The organism is Pseudomonas fluorescens (assembly GCF_001708445.1).
Lineage (GTDB): Bacteria > Pseudomonadota > Gammaproteobacteria > Pseudomonadales > Pseudomonadaceae > Aquipseudomonas > Aquipseudomonas gorinensis.
On the sequence record NZ_CP015637.1, the window covers coordinates 1,784,973 to 1,808,486 of the forward strand.

Genomic DNA, 23,514 nt, shown 5'->3' on the forward strand with positions numbered 1-23,514 from the left:
TACCCGTGGGCACCATCCCCGTGCCCACAGGTTGCAAAGACCGAATTGAGGAGTTTGAAATGTCCAACATAATCCGCCCGGCCCTGAGCCTGCTGGTGCTCATGACCCTGATCACCGGCGTCGCCTACCCACTGGTGGTAACCGGTGTCGCCCAAGTTGCCTTCCCGGACCAGGCCAACGGCAGCCTGGTGCGCGACGCCAGCGGCAAGGTGCGTGGCTCCAGCCTGATCGCCCAGGATTTTACCGGTGACAGCTGGTTCCACCCACGCCCTTCGGCGGGCGCGTTTGCTACCGTGTCCAGCAGCGCCAGCAACCTTGGCCCAAGCAACCCGGCGCTGGCCACCCGCGTGTTCGACGATGCGAACAAGCAACTGGTGCCGAGCCAGGGCCCAGTGCCTCTGGTGTCGCTGACTACCTCTGGCAGCGGTCTTGATCCACACTTGCCACCCGAGGCGATTGCCTATCAACTGGCGCGGGTAGCGGCCGCGCGGAATGTGCCGGTGTCCACGCTGCAACGCTTGCTGGATGCGCATATCGAAAGCCCGCTGGTGGGGCCGCCAGTGGTGAATGTGCTGGCGCTGAACATGGCGTTGGAAAAACTATGATCCTCTGTAGGCGCGTGCTTGCTCGCGAAGGTCGTTAACGATGACGCGGGCGTCCAGCATGAACGCGGCGCTCTTGAGTTTTTCGCGAGCAAGCTCGCTCCTCCCCTAATTGTTGAAGGACCCCTGCATGAGCGACTCCGGCCGCGCCGATGCTTTCCTAGCCGATCTGCCCCGGGACGGGCGTGGTCGGCTCAAAGTCTTCCTCGGCGCCGCGCCGGGGGTAGGCAAGACCTACGCCATGCTCCAGGCGGCGCACACCCAGTTGCGCCAGGGCGTCAAGGTGATCGCCGGCGTGGTCGAAACCCACGGCCGCGCCGAGACCGAAGCCTTGCTCAGTGGCCTGCCGCAACAACCGTTGCTGCGCAGTGAATACCGTGGCGTGATGCTCGAAGAGATGGACCTCGACGGCCTGCTCGCCGCCAAGCCCCAACTGGTGCTGGTGGACGAGCTGGCCCACAGCAACGCCCCTGGCAGCCGCCATGAAAAGCGCTGGCAAGACATCCAGGAGCTGCTCGCGGCTGGCATCAACGTGTTCACCACGGTCAACGTCCAGCATCTGGAAAGCCTCAACGACCAAGTGCGCGGCATCACCGGCGTACAGGTGCGCGAAACCCTGCCGGACTGGGTGCTGCAAGAGGCCGACGAACTGCTGCTGATCGACCTGCCGTCCCGTGAGTTGCTGGAGCGCCTGCGTGACGGCAAGGTGTATGTGCCCGAGCAGGCCCGCGCGGCCATCGACGCATTTTTCACCCAGACCAACCTGATGGCCTTGCGCGAGCTGGCGATGCAAACCGCCGCCGCCCACGTCGATGATGACCTGGCCCAGGGGTATCGCCAGCTCGGCCAGGCCGCGCCAGCGGTGCGCGGTCGTTTACTGGTGGGGATTGATGGTGATGCACAAGCCGAGCGCCTGGTGCGACATGCCAGCCGCGTGGCCCAGCGTCGGCATTTGCCGTGGAGCCTGGTGCATATCGACAACGGCCGCGCACGGGACGAACAATCGCGCCTGCGCCTGCAAAATGCCCAGCAACTGGCCGAACGCCTGGGCGGTGAAGTGGTACTGCTGCGCGCGGGCGAGGTGGCCAAGACGTTGATCCAGCATGCCGCCGAACGTCGCGCCAGCCTGTTGCTGGTGGGGCAGTCACGGCCACGCTGGCGGCGCCGGCTGTTTGGTGGGGGGCTGGCGGCGCGGTTGTTGCGGAATGCGCACGGCCTGGAAATCAGCGTGCTCTACAGCGACGACATGCCGCCGCCGCCTCGCCTGCCGGAGGTGCATGGGCTGGTGTGGTTCGATTACGCTTTGGCGGTTGTCGCGACGGTCGTCGCGGCGGCCGTGGCCTGGGGCGTGTCCAGTGTGTTGCCGCTGCCGAATATCTCGCTGGTGTTTCTCGCTGCGGTGTTGCTGGTGGCGGTGCGTAGCAGCCTGGGGCCGTCACTGGTGTGTGCGGCGTTGTCGTTCCTGACGTACGACTTCCTGTTTATCCCACCCCGTTTTTCCTTCGCCATCCAGCGTGAAGAGGACGTGCTGACGTTGCTGTTCTTCCTGCTGATGGCGGCGCTCACCGGCAATCTTGCTGCGCGACAACGCCGGCAGCTGCAGGCTTTGCGCGATACCCAGGAAGAAACCAGCGAACTGCTGGACCTGTCGCGCAAGCTTACGGCGGCCACGGATCGCCAGGCGGTGATCAGCGCGGCGGCCCATCATCTGGAAGGCTGGAGCGACCTGGACTTGTGCCTGGTCAATCGCGACGGCCAAGGCGATTGGAAAGTCGAGACCGGTGGCCCGCTGGTCTTCACCGAAGCCGAGCGCGCTGCCGCTGATTGGGCCTGGCAGCACGATCAACCCGCCGGCAAAGGCACTGGCACCTTGCCACTTGGGCGCTGGTGGTGGTGGCCGCTGTCAGGTGAAGAGGGCCCGCTGGGCCTGCTCGGTGTCAGTGCAAAACCGGGCCTGGAATTGAGCGGCCAACGCCGTCGCCTGCTGACGGCCTTGAGTCAACCGCTGGCGCAGGCGTTGGCGCGGGCGCAACTGGCGCAGGAACTGGAGTCGGCGCGCCTGCACGGCGAAACCGAGCAACTGCGCAGCGCCTTGCTCGCCTCGGTGTCCCATGATTTGCGTACGCCGTTGACCTCCATGCGTGGCAGCATCGACAGCCTCCTGGCGCTGGGTGAAGCTATCCCGCTGGAGGATCGCCGCGAGTTGCTCGAAGGTACCCGTGACGAAGCCGAGCGCCTCGACCGCTACATCCAGAACCTGCTGGACATGACGCGCCTGGGCCACGGCGCGCTGAAGCTGGCGCGGGATTGGGTGTCGCCCGGCGATATCGTCGGCAGTGCCCTTGGCCGTCTGCGTGCGGTGCTGGCGCCTTTGCAGGTGAGCACTGATGTGCCGCCGGAACTGCCGTTGCTCTATGTGCATGCGGCCTTGATCGAGCAAGCCCTGGTCAACGTGCTGGAAAATGCCGCGCGGTTCTCGCCGCCCCAGGGACGTTTGCAACTGAGCGCCGGAGTGTCTGGCAACCAGCTGTTTTTCGCCGTGGCCGATGAGGGGCCGGGGATTCCCGAGGACGAGCGCGCGAAGATTTTCGATATGTTCTACACCGCTGCCCGGGGCGATCGGGGCGGGCAGGGCACCGGGTTGGGCCTGGCGATCTGCCAGGGCATGGTCGGCGCCCATGGCGGGCATATCAGCGTCGCCGATGGCATTGACGGGCGGGGCACCTGCATCACCTTGTTCCTGCCGTTGCCGGCACAGCCTGGCCTGGAGCGCGAGGCGTGAGCTACTCTCTTTTTTTTATGGATTTTGATTGGACACCATGAGCCAGACCGCGACGATTTTGGTCATCGATGACGAACCGCAGATCCGCAAATTCCTGCGCATCAGCCTGGCCTCCCAGGGGTACAAAGTGATCGAGGCCGGCAGCGGCAACGAAGGCCTGGCGCAGGCGGCATTGAGCAAGCCGGACTTGCTGGTGCTCGACCTTGGCCTGCCGGATATGGACGGCCAGCAAGTGCTGCGCGAGTTTCGCGAATGGTCGACGGTGCCGGTCCTGGTGTTGTCGGTACGGGCCAGTGAGATACAGAAGGTCGAGGCCCTGGATGGAGGCGCGAACGATTACGTCACCAAACCCTTTGGCATCCAGGAGTTTCTCGCCCGGGTGCGTGCATTGCTGCGTCAGGCGCCCGCGGGAGAAGCCCAGGAAGCGGCCTTGAGTTTCGGCCCGCTGACGGTGGACCTGGCTTATCGTCGCGTGTTGCTGGATGGCGAGGAAGTGGCACTGACCCGCAAGGAGTACGCGGTTCTGGCACAACTGGCACGCCACCCCGGGCGGGTGATTACCCAGCAGCAATTGCTCAAGGACATCTGGGGCCCCACCCACGTCGAAGACAGCCATTACCTGCGCATCGTGGTGGGCCATCTGCGCCAGAAACTGGCGGACGATCCGACGCAGCCACGGTTTATTGTGACCGAGGCGGGGGTAGGGTATCGGTTGTTGGGGGCTTAGCCCTCAGCCCCAGCACACCGTTCAGCGCTGTTCACTTTCATAGCGATCCAGCGTATCGCTGGCAATCTCCCTGCCCAGGGCGATCAACTCCGGCGCCTTGTAGAACTCGAAAAACCGACACACCCGTTTCGGCACGTTGATCAGGATATCCGGCGGATAGCCGGCGATCTTGTACTGCGCCAACGACGTCTGCATCACCTCGAAGCTCTGGTTGATCAAGTCCAGCAGCGACGCCGGCCCGACGTTATCGATGATGAACGAGCCCGTGGCCGATTTCGGCGCCCCGGCCTTTTCGGGCGCGGCGGCAGGTTGCTGGGATTCGGGTTCAGCCGATTCCAGCCATGGGTTGATCTCGGCCGCCTGGGCCTGCAAGGCTTCCTGTTCCAGCTTCATCAGTTGCTCGGCCTGCTTGCGGCGAAACGGCAGGTGCGAACCCAGTGACTTCGCCAGGCTGTTGAACCGGCTCTTGAATGCCGGCGGGCGTGGGATCACGGGTAAATGGTAGTGCTTCTGGTTGGTGGCGTTGAGGTTCACCGCGATGATCAGGTCGCAATGGCTCGACACCACGGGCACGATCGGCAGCGGGTTGAGCAGGCCGCCGTCCACCAGCATGCGGTTGCCCTGCATCACGGGCGTAAACAGGCTGGGGATCGCCGCCGAGGCACGCATGGCCTGGTGCAGGCAGCCTTCCTGGAACCAGATTTCCTGTTGGTTGGTCAGGTCGGTGGCCACGGCCGTGTAGGGGATGCGCAGTTCTTCGATATTGATTTCGCCAACGATCTTGCGGATTTGCCCGAAGACTTTCTCGCCACGGATCGCACCGAGACGAAAACTGACGTCCACCAAGCGCAAGACATCCAGGTAGTCGAGGCTTTCGATCCAGTTTCGATACTCATCGAGCTTGCCGGCGGCGTAGATCCCGCCCACCACCGCGCCCATGGAACAGCCTGCGATACAGGCGATGTCGTAGCCGCGCCGTTCGATTTCCTCGATCACCCCGATATGGGCGTAGCCCCGGGCCCCGCCGGAGCCCAGCACCAAGGCAACACGCTTTTTCATGGTCGATGTCCTTCATTAAGCAGGCGCTCACAATGCACCCATTGAGGGGGCTGCTTCAATCTTCATGAACCGTGCAATAATTTTCCAGAATAGCGCCTCGGCTCGGGTATGCTCTGGCAATAGGCGCTTCTGATTTCAGGCTATGGATAAGGCACTTTTCCTTGTAGGCAACGTCTACACCGTACGACTGTTTTTCTTATTTTGAGGTGTCATCGATGAAAGCCTGGATGTGTGTGCCTGTGATCATGTTGGCCCTGGCCGGTTGCGCCGGGAAAACCGCATACCGCGACAGCTGCGGCACCCAATTGGATGCAGCGTGGAAAGAGTTGGACCTGGCCAAGGCCGAAGGCTTTGCCGGCACCGTGAGCTATTCCAAGGCCTTGTCCCTGTTGACAGGCGCGAAGACCCAGCAACAGTTTGAAGCGTTCGAAGGCTGCTCCAACAAAGCTGAAAAGGCGCGGTTCTATATTCGTGAGTCGCGCGCTGGGCGTTGATCCCAGGGAGCGAATAGGGTTTTTCATCGAGAAGTGAGGGCAGGATGTCAGCTTTGGTCGATCAGTTAGTCGCTCAGGTCATTGGCCTGGAAGTAGGGTTACTGAGCTGCCAGGCTCGCCTTGCCGCCGTTACCGATGATGAAGCCCTGCATGATTTGCGCACTACCGTGCGACGCCTGCGCAGCTTGTTGCGCCCTTTGCGTGGGCTGCCGGGCGTCGAACACCTTGAATTGGCCGCCAGCACGGTCGGCCAATTGACCACTCCGCTGCGTGACCGTGAAGTACTGGCCGCCTACCTGCACCAGCATGGTCACCACGACGCCGCCGACCGCCGCCTGCGGCTGCAGCCCGATGCCTACCGCCAGGTGGCTCAAGGTCCTGAGTTGGCTCACCTGCTGCAAATTCTCGATGCATTCCCACGGTTTATCCGAGCGTCCCAACACCAGAAATTGCTCAAGGGCTTGCGCCTGCGCATCGAGAAACGCCTGGCCAAGCAATGGCAGAAACTCGACGAAGCACTGAAGGATCCCAGCCATGATCGCCACCGTTTGCGGTTGCTGATCAAGCGCGTGCGCTATGCCGCCGAAGCCTATCCCGAACTGGACAAGCTCCCGGCCAAAGCCCTGTCGCGCCTGAAGGATGCCCAAGGCGCGCTTGGCGATTGGCATGATTGCTGGCAATGGTTGGCCCAGGCCGAACATCAAGCCGATCTGCAGCCGTGTGTCGCGGTATGGCAACGGACCATGGTCAAGGCTGAAGGGCAGGCGGACCGAGTGCTGGATAAGCTCAGCGCCGATTGTTTTTAAACCGGTCCGGCTTTTGGCCGGAATAGGCGCTGTACCTGGCCGTCACGATGGTTAAGATCCAGCATCGGTTTTCTTGATGTGAGGTCGCCATGCGCTTTAGTGATTTGCTCGACGCTGCCCGTAGCCACCCGTTGGATATCACCATCCCCGCAGAATGGGCCCAGGGCCGTGCGACCTTCGGCGGCCTGCTCGTCGCTTTGCAATACGAAGCTTTGCGCGCCCACGTGCCTGCCGATCGGCCATTGCGCTCGCTGGCGGTTACCTTCGTCGGTCCGGTTGCGCCCGATGTACCCGCAAGCTATCAAGTCGAAGTGCTGCGCGAAGGCAAGGCGGTCAGCCAGTTGCTCGGTCGTGTGGTGCAAAACGGCGAAGTTGCGACGCTGGTGCAGGCCAGTTTCGGCGCGTCCCGCGAGTCGCAGATCTTGGTCGGGAGCGAACCGCCACCGACGTTCAAGCATTGGGATGAGTGCCAGGAACTGCCGTATATCAAGGGCGTCACCCCCGAATTCATGCGGCACCTGGCGATGCGTTGGAGTGTCGGCGGCCTGCCATTTACCGGCAATAAATCCCGTGACATGGGCGGCTGGGTTCGGTTACGTGGGGATGTGAAAGAAGAACCACTGACCGAAGCGCACATCCTCGCACTTGTCGACGCGTGGCCACCGGCCTTGCTCCCGCACCTGAAGAAACCGGCGCCGGGCAGCACCCTGACCTGGACCATCGAATTCATCCAGCCGCTGCAAAACCTCACCACCCTCGACTGGTGCCAGTATCTCGTCAACATCGAACACGCCCGCGACGGCTACGGCCACGCCGCCGCTGCGCTATGGAGCCCGACCGGCGAACTGATCGCGATCAGCCGCCAGACCGTGGTGGTCTTCGCCTAAGCCGGCTATCAGTGGTGGTGGCGCTGACGCCAGGCGCGCCACCAGCCACCGCTCAACACAAAGCGTGGGAAGGTCACGAACTGCTCGACGATCAAGCGTTGTACGGCGTCTTTACGGTCACTGAACGGCTCGCTGGCTTGAACTTCCAGTCGATGACCCTGCCGCTGCAAGCCCAGGCCGGCGAGGATACCGACAACACCCACCGCAAAACTGGCCAAGCTCAGGCTGAACACACCGGAAACGATCAACAGGAAGCCGATGATAAACAGCGGCACGGCGATCAGGTGCAGCGCCAGGTTGGTCGGGTGCTGATGGTTTTGCGGGTAGTTGCGCCATTGCCAGGCGGGGAGATTGGGATGACGTTTGCCCATGATGGTGAATCCTCTGTCCGTTGAAATAACATGGGGAGAGTTTAGGTGGGGGTGGGCGGGGGAGCGAATTGGCGTTTGCTATGACACTCATAGTTAGCGTTCAGTGCATCGATGCTTTGTTTTTACTAAATTTCGTCCGACCAGTCGTAATCTTCTGGTCCAGGACAGTTCATATAAACCGAGGGACCGGATAGGGAAAGCCATCTGGTCTTGAATTCAATAGAGGCATTTTTAGATTTTGCAGCTAAGAAAAAGTACTCGTTTTCTTGCTTTATTGTTATGAGAAAAACTTCCCTAATGGGTAGGTTTATTATTTTCAAATCGCTAATTTCTGAGCAGGTCAGTCCAATTCGGCATGCGTTGTATCCTTTATCTTTCCATTTTTCAGGCAGGCATTCAGGAAATTCTGGTATGTCAAAACCTATGCCCAAGTCATTGTTATCATTTTCTATTCGCAGTGAATGTATATAAGCTTTTCCGATTTCAACTGGTTGCTTGAAAAGCTTGTTGAAAAAAATAGTTCCATCAAGATCATTCCAATGCTTCATTTTTTTCCTTGAAAGTGTGGGCGGCGGGGCCTGGGGCAACGCGGACGGATTTATTTAATGGAGCAGTGAATAGAATGTTCAGACTGTAAAAAGTTTTGATCCCTTCCTAGTCCTGTTTTTCTGTTGTGCTCGTTTTTATGTGTTTTTTGTGCGGTTTATGTAGAAGTGAATATCTTCAATATTTATTTTGTTAAAGAGGTTTCTTGTTTTTTCGAGAATGATTTCATTCTCGTGGCTGGTTTTATAGAAGAACTGAGCTGCGGCATGTGTTTCTGAATCGTAAAATCTGCATAACAATATATTGGCATGCGACTCCAAAAAGACCCTGATTTTCTCAGGGGTGATGAGATTTTCAAATACTGTCATTTTGAACCAAAGTTCCTCTATTTCCGTTTCGGATTTTTGAATAACTAGAACGGCTTTGTGTGATCCCTCTAAAGCTAGGTTTTGTATTTTTCTAGGGTTGCTTGGGCGGTTTTTAATTATGGAGTAGATGTTGCTGTTTTCATTTTTTTACAGAGGTCTCCAGTGGTAAGTGTATTGGATGTATATTTTTTAAATAAGTACTCTTCGGCTTTAGAGTTAAATCCTACAGCTGTTGTTGATGTTCATTCTCTTTTTGTAGGCCATTCTTCTGAAAATCTCTTGGAAAAAAGTGGGGCTATTTAACCGAGCAGTGAGTCGGATCTTTAGCCTATAATAGTTCTGTCCACTTTCTGCTACCTTTCTGTTAAAAATTTTCATCATTACCTCTGATGTAAACGTTAGGGTCGCAAATTGAGATGCTCTTGGCCTTAAATTCGATTAAGGAATTTTTGTTGGCAGCATAGAAGCAGAGTTGACCCTTTTCTTTTTTTACTTTTACGTAAAAATTATCTCGGCCGGGTATGTTGAGTATTTTTAGATCGCTAATGCCATGACAATCAACACCAAGTCTGCAAACGTTGTAACCTTTGTTTTTCCATTTTTCCGGTAGAATATCTGGGAAATCAGGTATGTCGAACCCAATCCCCAAAGACGGTCGATCATTGTCTATTTGTAAGGAGAAGAGAGTGATTTCTCCTATCTCTACAGGCTGGCTAAAAATTTTTTCAAAGAATATATTTTTATCTAGTTCATTCCAGTAGTTCATTTTTTTCCTGAAGAAGTAGTGTGCTTCTGCGTCGATGAGTTTTCCGTTCCGCGGTTGTTCAATAGGTCGTAGATTGAAATGTGTTGTTTGATCTCCAATTCCATCTGCTCTACCGTATTTATGCCCTGCAGAATGATCTTGAATAAGGACTTGCGTGCCATCTTTTCTTGTAAATTGATATACCCTCGTCTTGATAGGGTGGCCGGTGGCATCCAGTATTTTTTTATCATTCAAATCGGTCATGTTTTCTATTTTGTACTGTGTCGTCCGTCCTGTTTTCGGGTGGGTCATCACATCTGGGCTCTGATTCATCGGTATATGGGCATCTCTTTTAGCTTGCCTGAAAGCCCCCTTACGAGAAACGTCAGGGGCACCCGGTTCAGTAGGAGTAGCGCAAGCGGGATTTTTTCTTATTGATCCAGGGCAATTTGCGCTGAGCCCCAAAGGATCAACCCACCCGGTCGGGTTGGGCGCGTACAAGTACCCATTGATCCCACCCGCCAACTTCACCGGATCAGGCGTCAGATAACGACCAACATCCGGATTGTAGTAGCGATGGCGGTTGTAGTGCAGCCCGCTTTCCTGATCGAAGTACTGACCCTGAAAACGCAGTGGGTTGTCGACTGTTCCGATGTCGAGCCGGGTGATTTCGCCGTAGGCGCGGTAGTGGGCGGACCAGACGATTTCACCGTCGGGGGCGGTGAGCTCCTGCGGTGTGCCGAGGTGGTCGAGTTGGTAATGGTAGGGCGTTGTGTCTTTTGGGCCGAAGCCTTCCAGTAGCGCCAGTGGGCGAAAGCTGTCCGGTTCGTAGAGGTAGCTGCGATGCTTTTCGGCGTGGTGTTCGGCAATCAGTTTGTCGCCTTGCCAGAAAAACTCCGTGGTTATGCGATCCGCGGTCTTGCTGATGCGCCGCCCAAACGGGTCATAGCGATAGCTCGCGGTTTGGCCGTCGGGTTGGGTAATGCCGATCAGCCGATGCTGGCAGTCGTAGCGGTATTCGGTGACGAGTTGGTGACCCTTGCCGTTCCGTTCACGAAGCCATTGTCATGCTCGTAGGACGTCGGCTCGTCATCCCCCGGAAACAGCGCGACCAAGCGCCCGGCTTCGTCGTACTGATACGCCGTCACCGCCCCCAACGGGTCCTGCTCGACCGTTAGCCGACCTTTGTCATCGTAGGATTTGAAGTGCTGCGCACCGTCCGGATCAATCCGCTGCACCAGCCGCGCCCGGTGGTCATGGACATACACTTCCTGACTGCCATCGGCGTTGTGCACCGTGACGCGACCGTCCTCGCCCCAGACATAGCGCGTGTCCATCTGCGAAAAACTGGCCCAATGCCGGACACATCGCGCCGCCTTGCCAGACCGTTCCCACGCCCAGAAGAAACTCGCCCCACCGGCCAAGCCACGCTCAAGAATCACGTGCTGCTCGTCGTACCGATACACCTCGCTTTCGCCGACGGCATTGGTCGCCGAGACCAGCCGTCCAGCGTCGTCATAGGCGTAGGCAACAACGTGCTGCTCCGTCACCCAGACGTAGGGTTCATGCCCCTTGGCGCGCTGAACCTGGTAGTCCACCGCCACAATGCGGCCCCGTTCATAGCGCAAAAACAGCGACCGGCCCGCGCCGTTATCCAACCGTTCGATGCGCCCCAATACGTCGCGGAAAATTCGCAGGCGGTTGTCATACGCATCACTGATCGAGACCAATACACCGTCGCGAAAGTGATAAAACCGCGCCGCCTGGGCCAGCACCAGTTCATCCGGCGAAGCGCCCAGATAGATCGCCGCTTCAGCCAGGCTGTTGGTGATCGCGGGGCGAGCCGCGGTGGGCAGCGGGAACTCAGTCGTGCGGTTTTCATGGTCAATCCAGACGACCGAATCGCCCACCACAGAAAGCCTGTGCGCCAGCGCGTGACTCCAGCCAAACCCCAACCCGCAATCCACTTCCACCGCACTGGTGCGGTACAACCGGGTCCACTCGAACGGCAAACGCGGCGCCTGTGAGTTCTTCGCGAGCAAGCTCGCTCCTACAAAAAAGCCTTAACTGAACGGCATTAGGGCTTGCCCCGCGTTGGGGCGCGTAGCGGCCCTAAAACCAGTCTCCCGGTTCAACAAGAAGAAATGCGGTGACCTTATTGGGGCGGCCTCGCAGCCCAATGCGGGGCAAGCCCGCTCGCCACAATCAAACCCGCTTGCCGCAACACGCTTGCTCACTAAAAAAGCCTGCTCACCACACAAGTACCGTGCGCCTACAAGTGCAGCATGGCTATCCGCAACCGGGCGGCACTGGGCCGCTGGCAATTGAGCTGGAGGTGTTCCAGCCCCAGCCAGTCGGCCATTTGCCGCAGGTTCAGCGCCAACGCCTGCATCCCCTCATCATCCAGCCCCGGCTCTTCCTCGTGCACCGCGTGCACGGCCAGGCGCCCATTGGCGCGTTCGGCACGCAGGTCGACTCGCGCGGCAATACGCTCGTGGTGCAAGAACGGCAGCACGTAGTAGCCGTACACCCGCTTGTCCTGCGGGGTGTAGATCTCCAACCGATAACGGAAATCGAACAGCCGCTCGGTGCGACTACGCTCCCAGATCAGTGAATCGAACGGCGACAGCAATGCGCTGGCCGACACCTTGCGTGGCACCTTCGGCTCGGGCAGGCAATACGCCGGCTGCTTCCAACCTTGCACCTGACAGCTCAGTAATTGCCCGTCCTCCACCAGTTCAGCCAGGCGACTGCGACTGTCGGCAGGGTCCAGACGGAAGTAATCGCGCAGGTCTTTTTCAGTCCCGATGCCTAACGCGGTCGTGCTGTGCAATAACAAACCACGCTGGGCGTCGGCTTCACTCACCGAGGCTTGAAGCACCTCATCCGGAATCACCCGCTCCGGTAAATCATAGAGCCGCTCAAACCCGCGCCGGCCGGCAACGGTGACCAGGCCTGCGGCAAACAGCCATTCGAGCGCGTGCTTTTCATCACTCCAATCCCACCAGGGGCCGGCACGCTCTTCGCGGGTCGACAGGCTGCCAGCACCCAGGGCGCCCTGTTGCTCGACAATCTTCAGAACGCGCTGGATCGTGGCCTGCTGCTCACGCCCGAACCGCGCCATCTGCTGATAGATCCCCCGCCCCTGCTGCGCCCGTTGCATGCGCCAGCGCATCAGCGGGTACAACGCCATCGGCAGCAACGAAGCTTCATGCCCCCAATACTCGAACAGCGAGCGCCGTCGCCCCTGGCTCCAGGCGGCCTGTTCAAGCAGCAAAGGGGAGTAAGTGCCCAAGCGGGAAAACAGCGGCAGGTAGTGGGAGCGCACCACGGCGTTCACCGAATCGATCTGCAACACACCGAGGCGCTCAATCACACGATTGAGGTGCGCGGCCCTGATCAGCGCAGGCGCCGGGCGCCCGGAAAATTTTTGGGCGGCCAGCGCCATGCGTCGAGCTTGCTTGAGGGAAAAGGACAGTTCAGCGGGCATGGACATCTCCTTGGGTGCTCGCGACCTACCCTACTGCATCCCAGGTCATTTTCGCAGCGGGTCTTCCCAGAAATGCCAGTGGCTTTCCCTCACCACGTCGGCACGACTAAGCCCGATATCCTTGAGCGCCGCGTCGCTCAACGTCGCCAACAACTGACGCTCATGACGCAGCGTCTGCCAACGCACGAGCGTCTGCAACAGCCCGAAGAGCGGCCGCTTCGCCAGCCACACAAAACCTCTTTGACCTTTCATCTTCTCGCCCTCCCGTGGGGATGACGCGAGTGTGTACCTGGCCTTATGATCAATCCAACGAATGTTTCTTATGCAATACATCTCGGAGATTGATCAATTGTCCGGCTACCCCAGCATCGACACCGAAGTGCTACGCACCTTCGTCGCCATCGCCGACCTGGGCGGTTTTACCCGTGCGGGCGAACGAGTCAACCGCACCCAGTCGGCGGTGAGCATGCAGATGAAGCGCCTGGAAGAGGATGTGTTGCAGCGCAAGTTATTCGAGCGCGACGGTCGCCAGGTACGGCTGACGCCCGAAGGCCAGGTGCTGCTGGGGTATGCGCGGCGCATCCTGAAACTGCACAGCGAAGTGTTCAACACGTTGCGCGAGCCCCATATGGTCGGGCTGGTACGGATCGGCACACCAGATGACTACGTGATGCGTTTTCTACCTGGCATTCTCAAACAGTTTTCCAAGGCTTACCCACTGATCCAGATCGAGATGCACTGTGAGTCCTCAACGGTGCTGATGCAGCGACAGGACTTGGCGTTGACGGTGATCAGTCGCGAACCGGGCAACGACCTCGGTGAGTTGTTGCGCACCGAGCGCATGGTGTGGGCGGCAGCGCCGTGCTTCTGCACGGACGAACACGACGCCTTGCCACTGGCCGTTTCTGGCGACGACTGCCTTTACACCCAGTGGGCCTGCGCAGCATTGGAGACGACCGGACGGGATTATCGCCTGGCCTATCACAGCTCCAACGGGGCGGCGATCCAGGCCGTGGTCAGCGCCGGCCTCGCGGCCATGGTCAGCATGGAAAGCCTGGTCACCGACGACCTGCGTGTGCTCGGCAGCGACGACGGCTTCCCCCCCTTGCCGTCGATGAACCTGCGCTTGTTGCGTAACCCGCTGATGGCCTCGCCCATCACCGATTGCCTGGCCGATTACATCGTCGAAGGTTTCAAACTTTAAAGGTCAGCATCACCGCGCACACCACCAGGAAGCCGCAGAACAACCCGCGCAATAACCGCTCCGGCAGCGCATGGGCGACTTTCACGCCCAAACTGATGCTGAGCAGGCCACCGAGCGCCAGCGGGATGCCGATCATCCAGTCGACCTCATGGTGCCAGGCATAGGTGGCCAGGGTGACGCTCGTGCTCGGCAGCGCCAGGGCCAGGGACAACCCTTGGGCGACCACCTGAGTGGTGCCAAACACACTGGTCAGCACCGGCGTGGCAACCACTGCGCCGCCCACGCCAAACAAGCCTCCCATGGACCCGGAGACGGCACCCAACACCCCGAGCCATGGCCAGGAATAACGCATCTGCGCAGTCGGCGGTGCATTACGCGTGAACATGCGCACCAGGTTGTAGGCCGACAATGCCACCAGAAAGACAATAAAACCGATACGCATCGCGCCGGCATCCAGGCCCACCGCCCAGATCGAGCCCAGCCAGGCAAAGCTGAAACCCATCACGCCCAGCGGCAATGCGTGGCGCAGCTCGATACGGTTACGCTGGTGATAGCGCCACAGGGCGAGCATCACGTTGGGCACCACCATCACCAAGGCAGTGCCTTGGGCAATCTGCTGATCCAGGCCGAACCATACGCCGAGCACCGGGATGGCAATCAGCCCGCCCCCGATGCCAAACAAACCGCCCATCGTGCCCAGGGCCGCGCCCAATACCAAGTACATCGCTAAATCCAACACCACTTGCCACTCCACAAATCCCAGGCCTTGCATGCTACGCAGTCGGCCCTGGCGCGGATACGCATAGCGACGCACAATGGCTGTGCCAATCTCGCACAAGCATTTGCCCATGAACCCCAATACTCTCACCGACCAACTGAGCCTGTTCCTCGATGTATTGGAGTCGGGTAGCTTCTCCGCGGCCGCACGCCGCCATCCACTGACGCCCTCGGCGGTGGCCAGGCGCATCGACAGCCTGGAAAATTCGGTGGGCAGCCGCTTGTTCCAGCGCAGTACCCATGCGGTGGTGCCGACACCGGCCGGCCTGGCCTTTGCCGAGCGGGCGCGGCGGATTGTCAGCGAGTTGCAACTGGCGCGAGCCGAAGCCGTCTCCCTGAGCCACGCGCCGGAAGGATTGATTCGCGTGGACGCCCCGGCGGCTTTCGGGCGACGGCATCTGGCACCGGTGATTGCAGACTTCCTGAATGTGTATCCGGGACTGGATGTGCACCTGCATTTGATCGACAGTTTTGTCGATATGCAGGGCGCGCATTTGGGCAAGGTCGACCTGATATTGCGCGCCGGGCATATCGTCGATACCCGGCTGATTGCCACGCCGCTCGCCAGTATCGTGCGCATCGCCTGTGCCAGCCCGGCCTACCTGAAAAGCCGCGGCACGCCGACTCATCCGCGGGAACTGAGCGAACACGACGGCCTGGACTGGGATGGCCTGGCGCCGATGTTCGCCTGGCGCTTCGAACTGGACGGGCGCCGCGCCACCTATCGCCCGCAACGTATCCGCATGAGCGCCAACAACGCTGAAGCCCTGCTGTCAGGGGCCCTCGCCGGGTTGGGTATCGCCCACCTGCCGACCTGGCTGGCCAGTGAATACCTGGTGCGTGGCGAATTGTTGCCACTGTTTTGTGAAGACGGACTGCCCAGCCCGGAAACCACCGGGATCTATGCGCTGCGCCTGGAGCAACAGCCGAATGCACGCAGCCGGTTGTTGCTGGAATACCTGAAGTCCCGTTTCAGCCCCGTGCCGCCCTGGGATCTGGCATTGCAAAGCGGACTGGCCTGACCGCTCGGCCAGAATTATCTGGCGCATTAAAGATTTGCCCGCTAGATTCCAGGCCATTGACGCTTTTTCGAGGCCCCGCCATGAGCAAAAATCCCGCCCCTTGCGAATCCCTGCTGCTGGACAACCAGCTGTGTTTCGCCCTGCACTCCACGTCATTGCTGATGACCAAGGTCTACAAGCCACTGCTGCAAGCGCTTGGCCTGACCTACCCGCAGTACCTGGCAATGATGGTGTTGTGGGAAGAAGATGGCTTGACCGTCGGCGAAATCAGCAGCCGCCTGCTGACTGATCCAGGATCGCTGACGCCCCTGCTCAAGCGCCTGGAGGCCGAGGGCCTGCTCAGCCGCACTCGTAGCCGCGAAGATGAACGCGTGGTCGTGGTGGAACTGACCGAGGCCGGGCGTACCTTGCAGGAAAAGGCCATGGGGGTCCCACAGTGCATCCTCGGTGCCAGCGGCTTGGAGCTGGAGCAACTGCGCAAGTTGCAGGCGGATTTGATTGCGTTGCGAGGCAACCTGCAGAACGCGATCTAAACACAACAGCAAAACACTCAACATGTGGGAGGGCGCTTGCTCCCGATGGTGGTGGGTCAGTCAACCAATCTATTGACTGACCCACCACCATCGGGAGCAAGCGCTCTCCCATATTGCTTTGTAGCGCCCCACAAAAATATTTGTAAATTTATCTTGCGCGCAAAACATTAGCGCTATACATTCACCTCACCAACCACTTAGCGCACAAACATTTAGCGTTACAAACCAAGAGGACCACACCATGCAAACTCTCTACACCGCAGTAGCCACTTCCACTGGCGGCCGTGACGGTCGTGCTGTTTCCAGCGACAACATCCTCGACGTCAAACTCTCCACACCTAAAGAACTGGGCGGTGCCGGTGGCCAGGCCACCAACCCTGAGCAACTGTTCGCCGCCGGCTACTCGGCCTGCTTTATCGGCGCCCTGAAATTCGTCGCCAGCCAGACCAAACGCAAGATCCCGGATGACGCCTCGATCACGGCTCATGTCGGTATCGGCCAGATCCCCGGCGGTTTCGGCCTGGACATCGACCTGCACATCAGCCTGCCCGGCCTGGCTCAGGACAATGCGCAAAGCCTGGTCGACGCGGCTCACCAGGTTTGCCCTTACTCCAACGCCACCCGTGGCAACGTCGATGTGCGCCTGCACGTAACCGTCTAACCCTGCTGCGACACCTGGAGAAGAACATGAACAGATTTGGCAAAGCGCTTACTGGCACCCTGCTCGCCCTGTCCATCACCCACGCGTTCGCGGCGACGGATGATGTCGAGCACAACACCCAGGCATTCCTCGACGTCTTGAACGCCGGCACCGGCAAGCCGATGGAGCAACTGACGCCCAAGGACGCCCGTGCCGTGCTGACGGGAGCCCAGGCGGGTGTGAAGTTGACCTTGCCCAAGGCGGACGTCAGCCAGAAGACCATCCAGGTCGATGGCCAGCCGCTGGGCCTGACCATCGTGCGGCCAGCCGGGGTCAAGGGCACATTGCCGGTGTTCATGTTCTTCCACGGCGGCGGCTGGGTATTGGGCGATTACCCGACTCACGAGCGCCTGGTGCGCGATCTGGTGGTGGGTTCGGGGGCCGTTGCGGTCTTCGTCAACTACACGCCTTCACCGGAAGCGCACTACCCGGTGGCGATCAACCAGGCCTATGGCGCAACCAAATGGGTCGCCGAGCACGGCAAGGACATCAACGTCGACGGCAAACGCCTGGCGGTCGCGGGCAATAGCGTCGGCGGCAATATGGCAGCCGTCGTCAGCCTGATGGCCAAGGACAAGGGCACACCCGCGATCAAGTTCCAGTTGCTGCTGTGGCCGGTGACCGATGCCAACTTCGAGACAGCGTCCTACAACCAGTACGCCGAAGGGCACTTCCTCACCAGGAACATGATGAAGTGGTTCTGGGATAACTACACCACCGACGCCAAGCAGCGGGCCGAGATCTACGCCTCGCCGTTGCGGGCGACCACCGATCAGCTCAAGGGCTTGCCGCCCGCGCTGATTCAGACGGCCGGTGCCGACGTGCTGCGGGACGAGGGCGAAGCCTATGCGCGCAAGCTGGACCAGGCCGGCGTCCCGGTGACCGCCGTGCGCTATAACGGCATGATCCACGACTACGGCTTGCTCAATGTGGTCAGCCAAGTGCCAGCGGTGCGTTCGGCCTTGCTGCAGGCATCGCAGGAGCTGAAGCAACACCTGAAGTAAAAAGCAGCGCCCACGAAAAAGCCCGACTCAAGGTCGGGCTTTTTTTCGTATCAGCGGGGCCAGAATTACTTCTTGGCGCGGCCTTTGTACGAACCACCTTCGCGGGTGTCGATTTCGATCAGGTCGTCGATTTCGATGAAATCGGCAACTTGCAGCTCGGTACCGTTAGCCAGCTTGGCAGGCTTCATCACCTTGCCCGAAGTGTCGCCGCGAGCGGAACCTTCGGTGTAGGCAACCTTACGCACGATGGTGGTCGGCAGCTCTACGGAAACCAGGCGCTCTTCGAAGAAAATAGCTTCGCAGACGTCGGTCATGCCTTCTTCAATGAACGGCAGAACGGCTTCGATGTCTTCAGCGTTCAGCTCGTACATGGTGTAGTCAGTGGTGTCCATGAACGTGTAGGCGTCGCCGCTGATGAACGACAGGGTCGCTTCTTTACGGTCGAGGATCACGTCGTCCAGCTTGTCATCGGCGCTGTAAACGGTTTCGGTCTTGTAACCGGTCAGCAGGTTCTTCAGCTTGGTCTTCATGATCGCGCTGTTACGGCCCGACTTGGTGAACTCAGCTTTCTGAACCAACCAAGGATCGTTGTCGATACGGATCACCATACCGGGTTTCAGTTCTTTACCAGTTTTCATTGCAGATATCCGAAATTTGGATGGGGTTTACAAAAATCAAGGTCGCGTATCATATCCAACTTTCATAAAACTGTACCAGCGCCGTCGCAAGATCGGCCTGCAAGCCTTGTTCCAGACACCACGTTTCGGCGTGTGCGCTCACTTCCGGCCAGTGTTCCAGCAGTCTTTTCCACGGCTGCGCCATATCGCCGTCCGTATTCCAGGCCTGCCAAAGCGCAACCAACGCCGCCCTGGCGGCCGGCGATAATGCAGCGGTGTACAACTGCAGGAAGGCGTCGAGCTTGTCCAGGTGGATGTCTTCGTCCTGGCGATAGATGTGCCACAGCAAAGGACGCCCGGCCCACTGGGCTCGCACGAAGGAGTCTTCGCCACGTACGGCATTGAACTCGCAGCACCACAGCAGGCGGTCATATTGCTCCTGGCGCACGAAGGGCAGCACCTGCACGGTCAGGGCTTGGCGCTGGTGGACGTCCCCCGCCTCCAACCCATCGACCCCGAGCCAACGCTGCACATCACCGAGGATGCGGCCTTCCGGAACCAACAGATGAGTGGCACGCCCATCCGTCGAAAGAACGTCAAGCCAGCTGGCGAGGCCGGCATTTTCGTAGGCGAACAGTGACATCAGCCGCGTACCGGTTGCAGGAAGTACGCCCAAGGAGCGCAGGAATTGTTGCTGCGCCGCGGCATCCTGTTGAAACGCCTGGCGCTGTTGCAGCAAACCGGCCTCGCGCAACAGACCACCAGTACCCGGCCGAAAACCGGGGAAAAAGAAGTACTTCTGTACCCCTTTGAACTTCACCGAAGGCAGGCGATGGCAACCCACCACCCAGTCCTCGGCACTGAGGTAGTCGAGGTTCATCCATAACGGCGTACGCGCGCGCGCGGCCATGGCTTCCATGTAGTCAGGGGGCAATTGGCAGGCAAAAGCGGCGATCACCACATCGGCGGACGGCGTGGCAGCCCAATCCGCCGGCCAATGATGCACGTCAACGCCCTCTTGCCATTGCTGCCCCGACTGCACGTCAATCTCAGGGCACAGGCGCTCGAACGCCCGCAAGTCATCGACCCACAAACGCACATCACAACCGTGCTCTACCACCAGTTGCCGGGCCAGGCGCCAGGTCACGCCGATGTCGCCATAGTTGTCGACGACGCTGCAAAAAATATCCCAGCGGGCTTTCATTCCGGGCTCCAACGCTCAAAGGCTCGATTGTCCGCATAAATGCCCTGATGCAGAAGGCTTGATCGCGATTATTCTGCACAGTGGCTGTGCGACAATCGCCGCCACGCCACAAATGCCTGCCAGGAGGCCGCCATGTCTGATCGCCCATTGTCGTTGCTCAAGCTGTGTGTCGCCATCGCCCTCGGCGTGTGGCTGGGGTTCATCGCCATTGCGTTGACCACTTGGCTGGCGTCGCGCTACCTGTTCCCGCAAAGCCTGGCCCCCGTAGCCCAGGCCGTTCAGCAACTCGGCAAACCGGCCCCTGCTGCACCGGAACCACCCAACCGTATGTTCGAGCAGTATCAAGACAACCTTCGCAAGCAGGAACAACAGCAGACCCTGGACCAGGCGCGCAACAATGCGCGCAACCTGTCCAACCCAAAATGCCAGTTCTGGTTGCAACAGGACCAGAACGCGCCGAATGAAAAGAGCAAGGCCAATGTCCTGCAATTTTGCGAATGATCAAGCACAGCCATGAATAAACACGCCGTCCTCCAGTTGATTCTGGAAAAACTCACCGTCGACCTCGATATTGCACAGCGCGCCGCGCAGACCGCCTACGAAACCGCGACCCACGAAGAAAATATCGCCGAAAACAAATACGACACCCTCGGACTGGAGGCATCTTACCTGGCGGCCGGACAGGCCAAGCGCGTCGAGGAAATCAAGCAGTCGCTGGCGCTGTGCCAGAACCTGCCACTGCGTGCGTACGATGATCAACGTGGCATAGAAGTCGGCACGCTACTGGGCCTGGAGGACGAGAACGGCCGCCAGCAGTGGCTGTTCCTGGCACCGGATGCGGCGGGCTTGAAGGTGGATGTGGTGGGGCAACCGGTGACCGTCATCACCCCGCGCTCCCCCCTGGGCAAAAGCCTGCTGGGCAAGTTCGAAGGTGACGAGGTGGAGATTCTGGTGGCAGGCGCCCGGCAACACTTTACGGTTACCGAGGCCAGATAAACCACTTAATGGACGGGCAATTCTACGCCGTCGAACAGCTCTTCCAGTTCCTGCTTGTTGTGGCACTGGATCGCCTTGGCCATGACTTCGCGGGTCAGGTGCGGAGCGAACTTCTCGATGAAGTCGCACATGAAGCCACGCAGGAAAGTACCGCGACGGAAACCGATCTTGGTCACGCTGGACTCGAACAACTCGCTGGCGTCGAGCACGACCAGGTCTTTATCGAGCTGCGTGTCGACCGCCATCTTGGCGACAATCCCCACGCCCAGGCCCAGGCGAACATAGGTTTTGATCACGTCGGCATCGGCTGCGGTGAACACCACTTTCGGCGTGAGACCGCGATGGCTGAAGGCTTCGTCGAGCTTGGAACGGCCGGTAAAACCGAACACGTAAGTCACGATCGGGTATTCCGCCAGGGCTTCCAGGGTCAGCTTCGGCAGCTTGGCCAACGGGTGACCTTGGGGCACGACAACGCAGCGGTTCCAGCGGTAGCACGGCATCATCACCAAGTCGCCAAACAACTCCAGGGCCTCGGTGGCAATGGCAAAGTCGACGGTGCCGTCAGCCGCCATTTCGGCGATCTGCATCGGCGAACCCTGGTGCATGTGCAGGGCCACGTCCGGGTACTGCTTGATGAAATCGCGGATCACCGGCGGCAATGCATAACGCGCCTGGGTATGGGTGGTGGCGATCGACAGGGTCCCCTTCTTCTCGTTGGAGAACTCCTGGGCGATCTGCTTGATGCTCTCGACTTTGCGCAGGATCTCGCCAGCGGTGGTAATGATGCGCTCACCGGCTGGAGTGACACGGGTCAGGTGCTTGCCGCTGCGTGCGAACACTTCGACGCCCAACTCGTCTTCGAGCAGGCGGATCTGCTTGCTGATACCGGGTTGCGAGGTGTAAAGGCTTTGAGCGGTAGCGGAAACGTTGAGGTCGTGGTGCGCCACTTCCCAGATGTAGCGCAGTTGTTGAAGCTTCATATGTGTCCCTCAAAGCAGATAGACGCCACGGGTATCAGCGACGGTATATAACTATATTAAAGGTTCGACAGATAAATCTAGAACTTTTTATCCTTCATTGACCGATCACATGTCATCACTGCGCCGACGCTGCAACAGCGGTACCAGATAGACCGGTACCTGGGACAACTGGAGCACTCGCGCAGCGGTTCGCCCCAAGGGTGTTGCCACCCCGACGGTTTGGGTATGACTACCTACGATCAGCAAATCCACGGAGAGTTTCTGTGACTGACCAAGGATCACTTCGCAAGGGTCCCCCTGGATCACTCGTACCGAACGGATCAACTTCAGGTCCAGCGCACCTTCCCCCAACTCTTCGCGAAAGCTCTCCAGCACACGCTGCTCGATCGTCGCCATCACCGTGGTCAGCCCCTGGCTCTGCCATTCGTTCAGGGCTTTCTCATCAAGGTAGCTCTGCAACACCGATTCGGCGAACAAGCCGATGGGCTCGACCACATGGATCACATACAGGTCGGCCTTGAACGTTCGCGCCAGCGCCAGTGCATGTTGCATCACATAAGGCGCATACAGACCAAGGTCCGTGGCGTACAGCATCGAACGAATCATAGAACCTCCTGGACTGCCAGGATGGCGGGGATTGAATGAGCTTAGCAGCGCCTCGGCGAGTTCGACTGACTTAGCTCTCGGCCTGAATCTTCACCTCATTACTGATGCCATGGGGCACATGCCCGGTGGCCACCACCTCTCTGGCTTTCTCACAATGACCGGCCTGGTCATCGAAAAACACATCGGCGGCGAAGGCCTCCAGAAACGCGGATTTTTCCAACCCGCCAAGAAACAACGATTCGTCCAGGCGGATATCCCATTCGCGCAAGGTACGAATCACGCGCTCGTGGGACGGTGCTGAACGGGCTGTGACCAAGGCCGTGCGAATCGGGCACGCCTCGTCGGGAAACTCACGCTGTAACAGGTTGAGTGCGGCGAGGAAGCCTTTGAACGGACCACCGTGCAACGGTTGGCGCGCCGACTCGCGCTCGCTGGCCTGGAATGCCGCCAAGCCACCGCTTTGGTAGACACGTTCGGACTCATCGGAAAACAGCACCGCATCCCCGTCAAACGCGATCCGCAATTCCTCGCTCGACGCCCGGCGTGCACCGCCCGACAGAATCGTCGCAGCGGCAAACCCGGCGTCAAGGGCACTGCGCACATCTTCAGCATGGGTGGAAAGAAACAGATGGCAACCAAATGCCGCCAAATAAGGATAAGGACTACGCCCTCCTACGAAGGCTGCGCGGGAAATATCCAGATCGTAATACTGGATCGAATTGAACACGCGCAACCCAGTGTCGGCACTGTTGCGCGACACCAGCACCACCTCGACCCGGGCGCGGCCCAGGCTGGCATTGAGGCTCAGCAGCTTCTTGACCAGCGGGAACGCGTCACCGGGCTCCAGGATTTCTTCCTCATGTTCGATCTGGTATTTGCGGTAGGTCTCGACCCCTTCGGCCAGGTAGACCTTATGGCTCTCGCTCAGGTCGAACAGCGCCCGCGATGAAATCGCCAGCACCAGTTTGTCGCCCAGTCCATTCGCCATGTGCTT

The 23,514-nt window shown here is 59.3% G+C and carries 25 protein-coding genes and 1 pseudogene; 13 read left to right on the plus strand and 13 right to left on the minus strand.

Features of this window, described 5'->3' with window-relative positions; all coding sequences use genetic code 11:
* Window positions 1–59 precede the first annotated feature (59 nt).
* From kdpC to A7317_RS08065, 3 genes are all read left to right on the plus strand, one after another.
* A complete protein-coding gene (gene kdpC, locus A7317_RS08055) occupies window positions 60–605 on the plus strand; it encodes a potassium-transporting ATPase subunit KdpC (RefSeq protein WP_024074183.1) in 546 nt (181 codons plus the stop codon).
* 127 nt (window positions 606–732) lie between these two features.
* Window positions 733–3,384: a sensor histidine kinase gene (locus tag A7317_RS08060; RefSeq protein WP_024074184.1), complete on the plus strand. Its 2,652-nt coding sequence runs from the start codon at window positions 733–735 to the stop codon at window positions 3,382–3,384.
* Window positions 3,385–3,421: 37 nt separating this feature from the next.
* Window positions 3,422–4,111 carry a response regulator gene (locus A7317_RS08065; protein ID WP_069075535.1) on the plus strand — a complete coding sequence of 230 codons (690 nt, stop codon included), beginning with the start codon at window positions 3,422–3,424 and terminating at the stop codon, window positions 4,109–4,111.
* 21 nt (window positions 4,112–4,132) lie between these two features.
* On the opposite strand, the gene A7317_RS08070 is transcribed toward A7317_RS08065, so the two are convergent.
* Window positions 4,133–5,170: a patatin-like phospholipase family protein gene (locus A7317_RS08070; protein WP_024074186.1), complete on the minus strand. Its 1,038-nt coding sequence runs from the start codon at window positions 5,168–5,170 to the stop codon at window positions 4,133–4,135.
* A 215-nt stretch (window positions 5,171–5,385) separates the two neighbouring features.
* Here A7317_RS08070 and A7317_RS08075 point away from each other — a divergent pair, with 215 nt between their 5' ends.
* The 3 genes from A7317_RS08075 (at window position 5,386) to A7317_RS08085 (ending at window position 7,357) form a co-directional block, all read left to right on the plus strand.
* A complete protein-coding gene (locus A7317_RS08075; RefSeq protein WP_024074187.1) occupies window positions 5,386–5,664 on the plus strand; it encodes a hypothetical protein in 279 nt (92 codons plus the stop codon).
* A 44-nt stretch (window positions 5,665–5,708) separates the two neighbouring features.
* Window positions 5,709–6,470 carry a CHAD domain-containing protein gene (locus A7317_RS08080; RefSeq protein ID WP_069075536.1) on the plus strand — a complete coding sequence of 254 codons (762 nt, stop codon included), beginning with the start codon at window positions 5,709–5,711 and terminating at the stop codon, window positions 6,468–6,470.
* Window positions 6,471–6,559: 89 nt separating this feature from the next.
* Entirely contained in the window at window positions 6,560–7,357 is a 798-nt protein-coding gene (locus A7317_RS08085) for an acyl-CoA thioesterase (protein ID WP_069075537.1), read from the plus strand.
* Window positions 7,358–7,365: 8 nt separating this feature from the next.
* Here the strand turns inward: A7317_RS08085 and A7317_RS08090 are convergent, their stop codons facing one another.
* From A7317_RS08090 to A7317_RS08125, 6 genes and pseudogenes are all read right to left on the minus strand, one after another.
* On the minus strand, window positions 7,366–7,728 hold the full coding sequence (locus A7317_RS08090; protein ID WP_069075538.1) for an Mpo1-like protein: 363 nt from the start codon (window positions 7,726–7,728) through the stop codon (window positions 7,366–7,368).
* Between the two features lie 125 nt (window positions 7,729–7,853).
* Complete coding sequence (locus A7317_RS29860) at window positions 7,854–8,276, minus strand: Imm50 family immunity protein (RefSeq protein ID WP_081329162.1); 423 nt, start codon at window positions 8,274–8,276, stop codon at window positions 7,854–7,856.
* A 730-nt stretch (window positions 8,277–9,006) separates the two neighbouring features.
* Window positions 9,007–9,651 (minus strand): HNH/endonuclease VII fold putative polymorphic toxin, encoded by a 645-nt coding sequence (locus A7317_RS31465; RefSeq protein WP_420492578.1) that lies wholly within the window; start codon window positions 9,649–9,651, stop codon window positions 9,007–9,009.
* Window positions 9,649–11,399, minus strand: a pseudogene (locus A7317_RS29865) (RHS repeat-associated core domain-containing protein); the annotation flags it as partial. The gene A7317_RS31465 and the pseudogene A7317_RS29865, both read right to left, overlap by 3 nt.
* A 260-nt stretch (window positions 11,400–11,659) precedes the next feature.
* The gene (locus A7317_RS08120; protein WP_069075544.1) at window positions 11,660–12,877 is read right to left on the minus strand and encodes a winged helix-turn-helix domain-containing protein; all 1,218 of its coding nucleotides are present in this window, start codon (window positions 12,875–12,877) and stop codon (window positions 11,660–11,662) included.
* Between the two features lie 45 nt (window positions 12,878–12,922).
* On the minus strand, window positions 12,923–13,129 hold the full coding sequence (locus A7317_RS08125; RefSeq protein WP_024074228.1) for a DUF1127 domain-containing protein: 207 nt from the start codon (window positions 13,127–13,129) through the stop codon (window positions 12,923–12,925).
* 70 nt (window positions 13,130–13,199) lie between these two features.
* Here A7317_RS08125 and A7317_RS08130 point away from each other — a divergent pair, with 70 nt between their 5' ends.
* Window positions 13,200–14,081, plus strand: a complete 882-nt coding sequence (locus A7317_RS08130; RefSeq protein WP_024074227.1) for a LysR family transcriptional regulator — start codon at window positions 13,200–13,202, stop codon at window positions 14,079–14,081.
* On the opposite strand, the gene A7317_RS08135 is transcribed toward A7317_RS08130, so the two are convergent.
* Complete coding sequence (locus tag A7317_RS08135) at window positions 14,071–14,820, minus strand: sulfite exporter TauE/SafE family protein (protein WP_069077377.1); 750 nt, start codon at window positions 14,818–14,820, stop codon at window positions 14,071–14,073. The two genes, A7317_RS08130 and A7317_RS08135, sit on opposite strands and share 11 nt — an antisense overlap.
* Before the next feature lie 109 nt (window positions 14,821–14,929).
* On the opposite strand from A7317_RS08135, the gene A7317_RS08140 reads away from it, so the two are divergent.
* From A7317_RS08140 to A7317_RS08155, 4 genes are all read left to right on the plus strand, one after another.
* Window positions 14,930–15,880, plus strand: coding sequence for a LysR family transcriptional regulator (locus A7317_RS08140; RefSeq protein WP_069075545.1), 951 nt, complete (start codon window positions 14,930–14,932; stop codon window positions 15,878–15,880).
* A gap of 80 nt (window positions 15,881–15,960) precedes the next feature.
* A complete protein-coding gene (locus A7317_RS08145) occupies window positions 15,961–16,413 on the plus strand; it encodes a MarR family winged helix-turn-helix transcriptional regulator (protein WP_024074224.1) in 453 nt (150 codons plus the stop codon).
* 241 nt (window positions 16,414–16,654) lie between these two features.
* A complete protein-coding gene (locus tag A7317_RS08150; protein ID WP_069075546.1) occupies window positions 16,655–17,074 on the plus strand; it encodes an organic hydroperoxide resistance protein in 420 nt (139 codons plus the stop codon).
* A 26-nt stretch (window positions 17,075–17,100) separates the two neighbouring features.
* Window positions 17,101–18,117: an alpha/beta hydrolase gene (locus tag A7317_RS08155; protein WP_069075547.1), complete on the plus strand. Its 1,017-nt coding sequence runs from the start codon at window positions 17,101–17,103 to the stop codon at window positions 18,115–18,117.
* 65 nt (window positions 18,118–18,182) lie between these two features.
* On the opposite strand, the gene A7317_RS08160 is transcribed toward A7317_RS08155, so the two are convergent.
* Both A7317_RS08160 and earP read right to left on the minus strand, forming a co-directional pair.
* Complete coding sequence (locus A7317_RS08160; RefSeq protein WP_024074221.1) at window positions 18,183–18,755, minus strand: elongation factor P; 573 nt, start codon at window positions 18,753–18,755, stop codon at window positions 18,183–18,185.
* 49 nt (window positions 18,756–18,804) lie between these two features.
* Entirely contained in the window at window positions 18,805–19,938 is a 1,134-nt protein-coding gene (earP, locus tag A7317_RS08165) for an elongation factor P maturation arginine rhamnosyltransferase EarP (protein WP_069075548.1), read from the minus strand.
* Between the two features lie 132 nt (window positions 19,939–20,070).
* Between earP and A7317_RS08170 the strand changes: the two genes are divergently transcribed.
* Window positions 20,071–20,439 (plus strand): hypothetical protein, encoded by a 369-nt coding sequence (locus tag A7317_RS08170; protein WP_069075549.1) that lies wholly within the window; start codon window positions 20,071–20,073, stop codon window positions 20,437–20,439.
* Window positions 20,440–20,451: 12 nt separating this feature from the next.
* Window positions 20,452–20,934, plus strand: coding sequence for a GreA/GreB family elongation factor (locus A7317_RS08175; RefSeq protein WP_024074218.1), 483 nt, complete (start codon window positions 20,452–20,454; stop codon window positions 20,932–20,934).
* Between the two features lie 5 nt (window positions 20,935–20,939).
* Here the strand turns inward: A7317_RS08175 and cysB are convergent, their stop codons facing one another.
* From cysB to A7317_RS08190, 3 genes are all read right to left on the minus strand, one after another.
* Window positions 20,940–21,914 carry an HTH-type transcriptional regulator CysB gene (gene cysB / locus A7317_RS08180; RefSeq protein ID WP_017849520.1) on the minus strand — a complete coding sequence of 325 codons (975 nt, stop codon included), beginning with the start codon at window positions 21,912–21,914 and terminating at the stop codon, window positions 20,940–20,942.
* 105 nt (window positions 21,915–22,019) lie between these two features.
* The gene (locus tag A7317_RS08185; RefSeq protein ID WP_024074217.1) at window positions 22,020–22,520 is read right to left on the minus strand and encodes a universal stress protein; all 501 of its coding nucleotides are present in this window, start codon (window positions 22,518–22,520) and stop codon (window positions 22,020–22,022) included.
* Between the two features lie 70 nt (window positions 22,521–22,590).
* Window positions 22,591–23,508: a 5'-nucleotidase gene (locus tag A7317_RS08190; RefSeq protein WP_024074216.1), complete on the minus strand. Its 918-nt coding sequence runs from the start codon at window positions 23,506–23,508 to the stop codon at window positions 22,591–22,593.
* Between the last annotated feature and the right edge of the window lie 6 nt (window positions 23,509–23,514).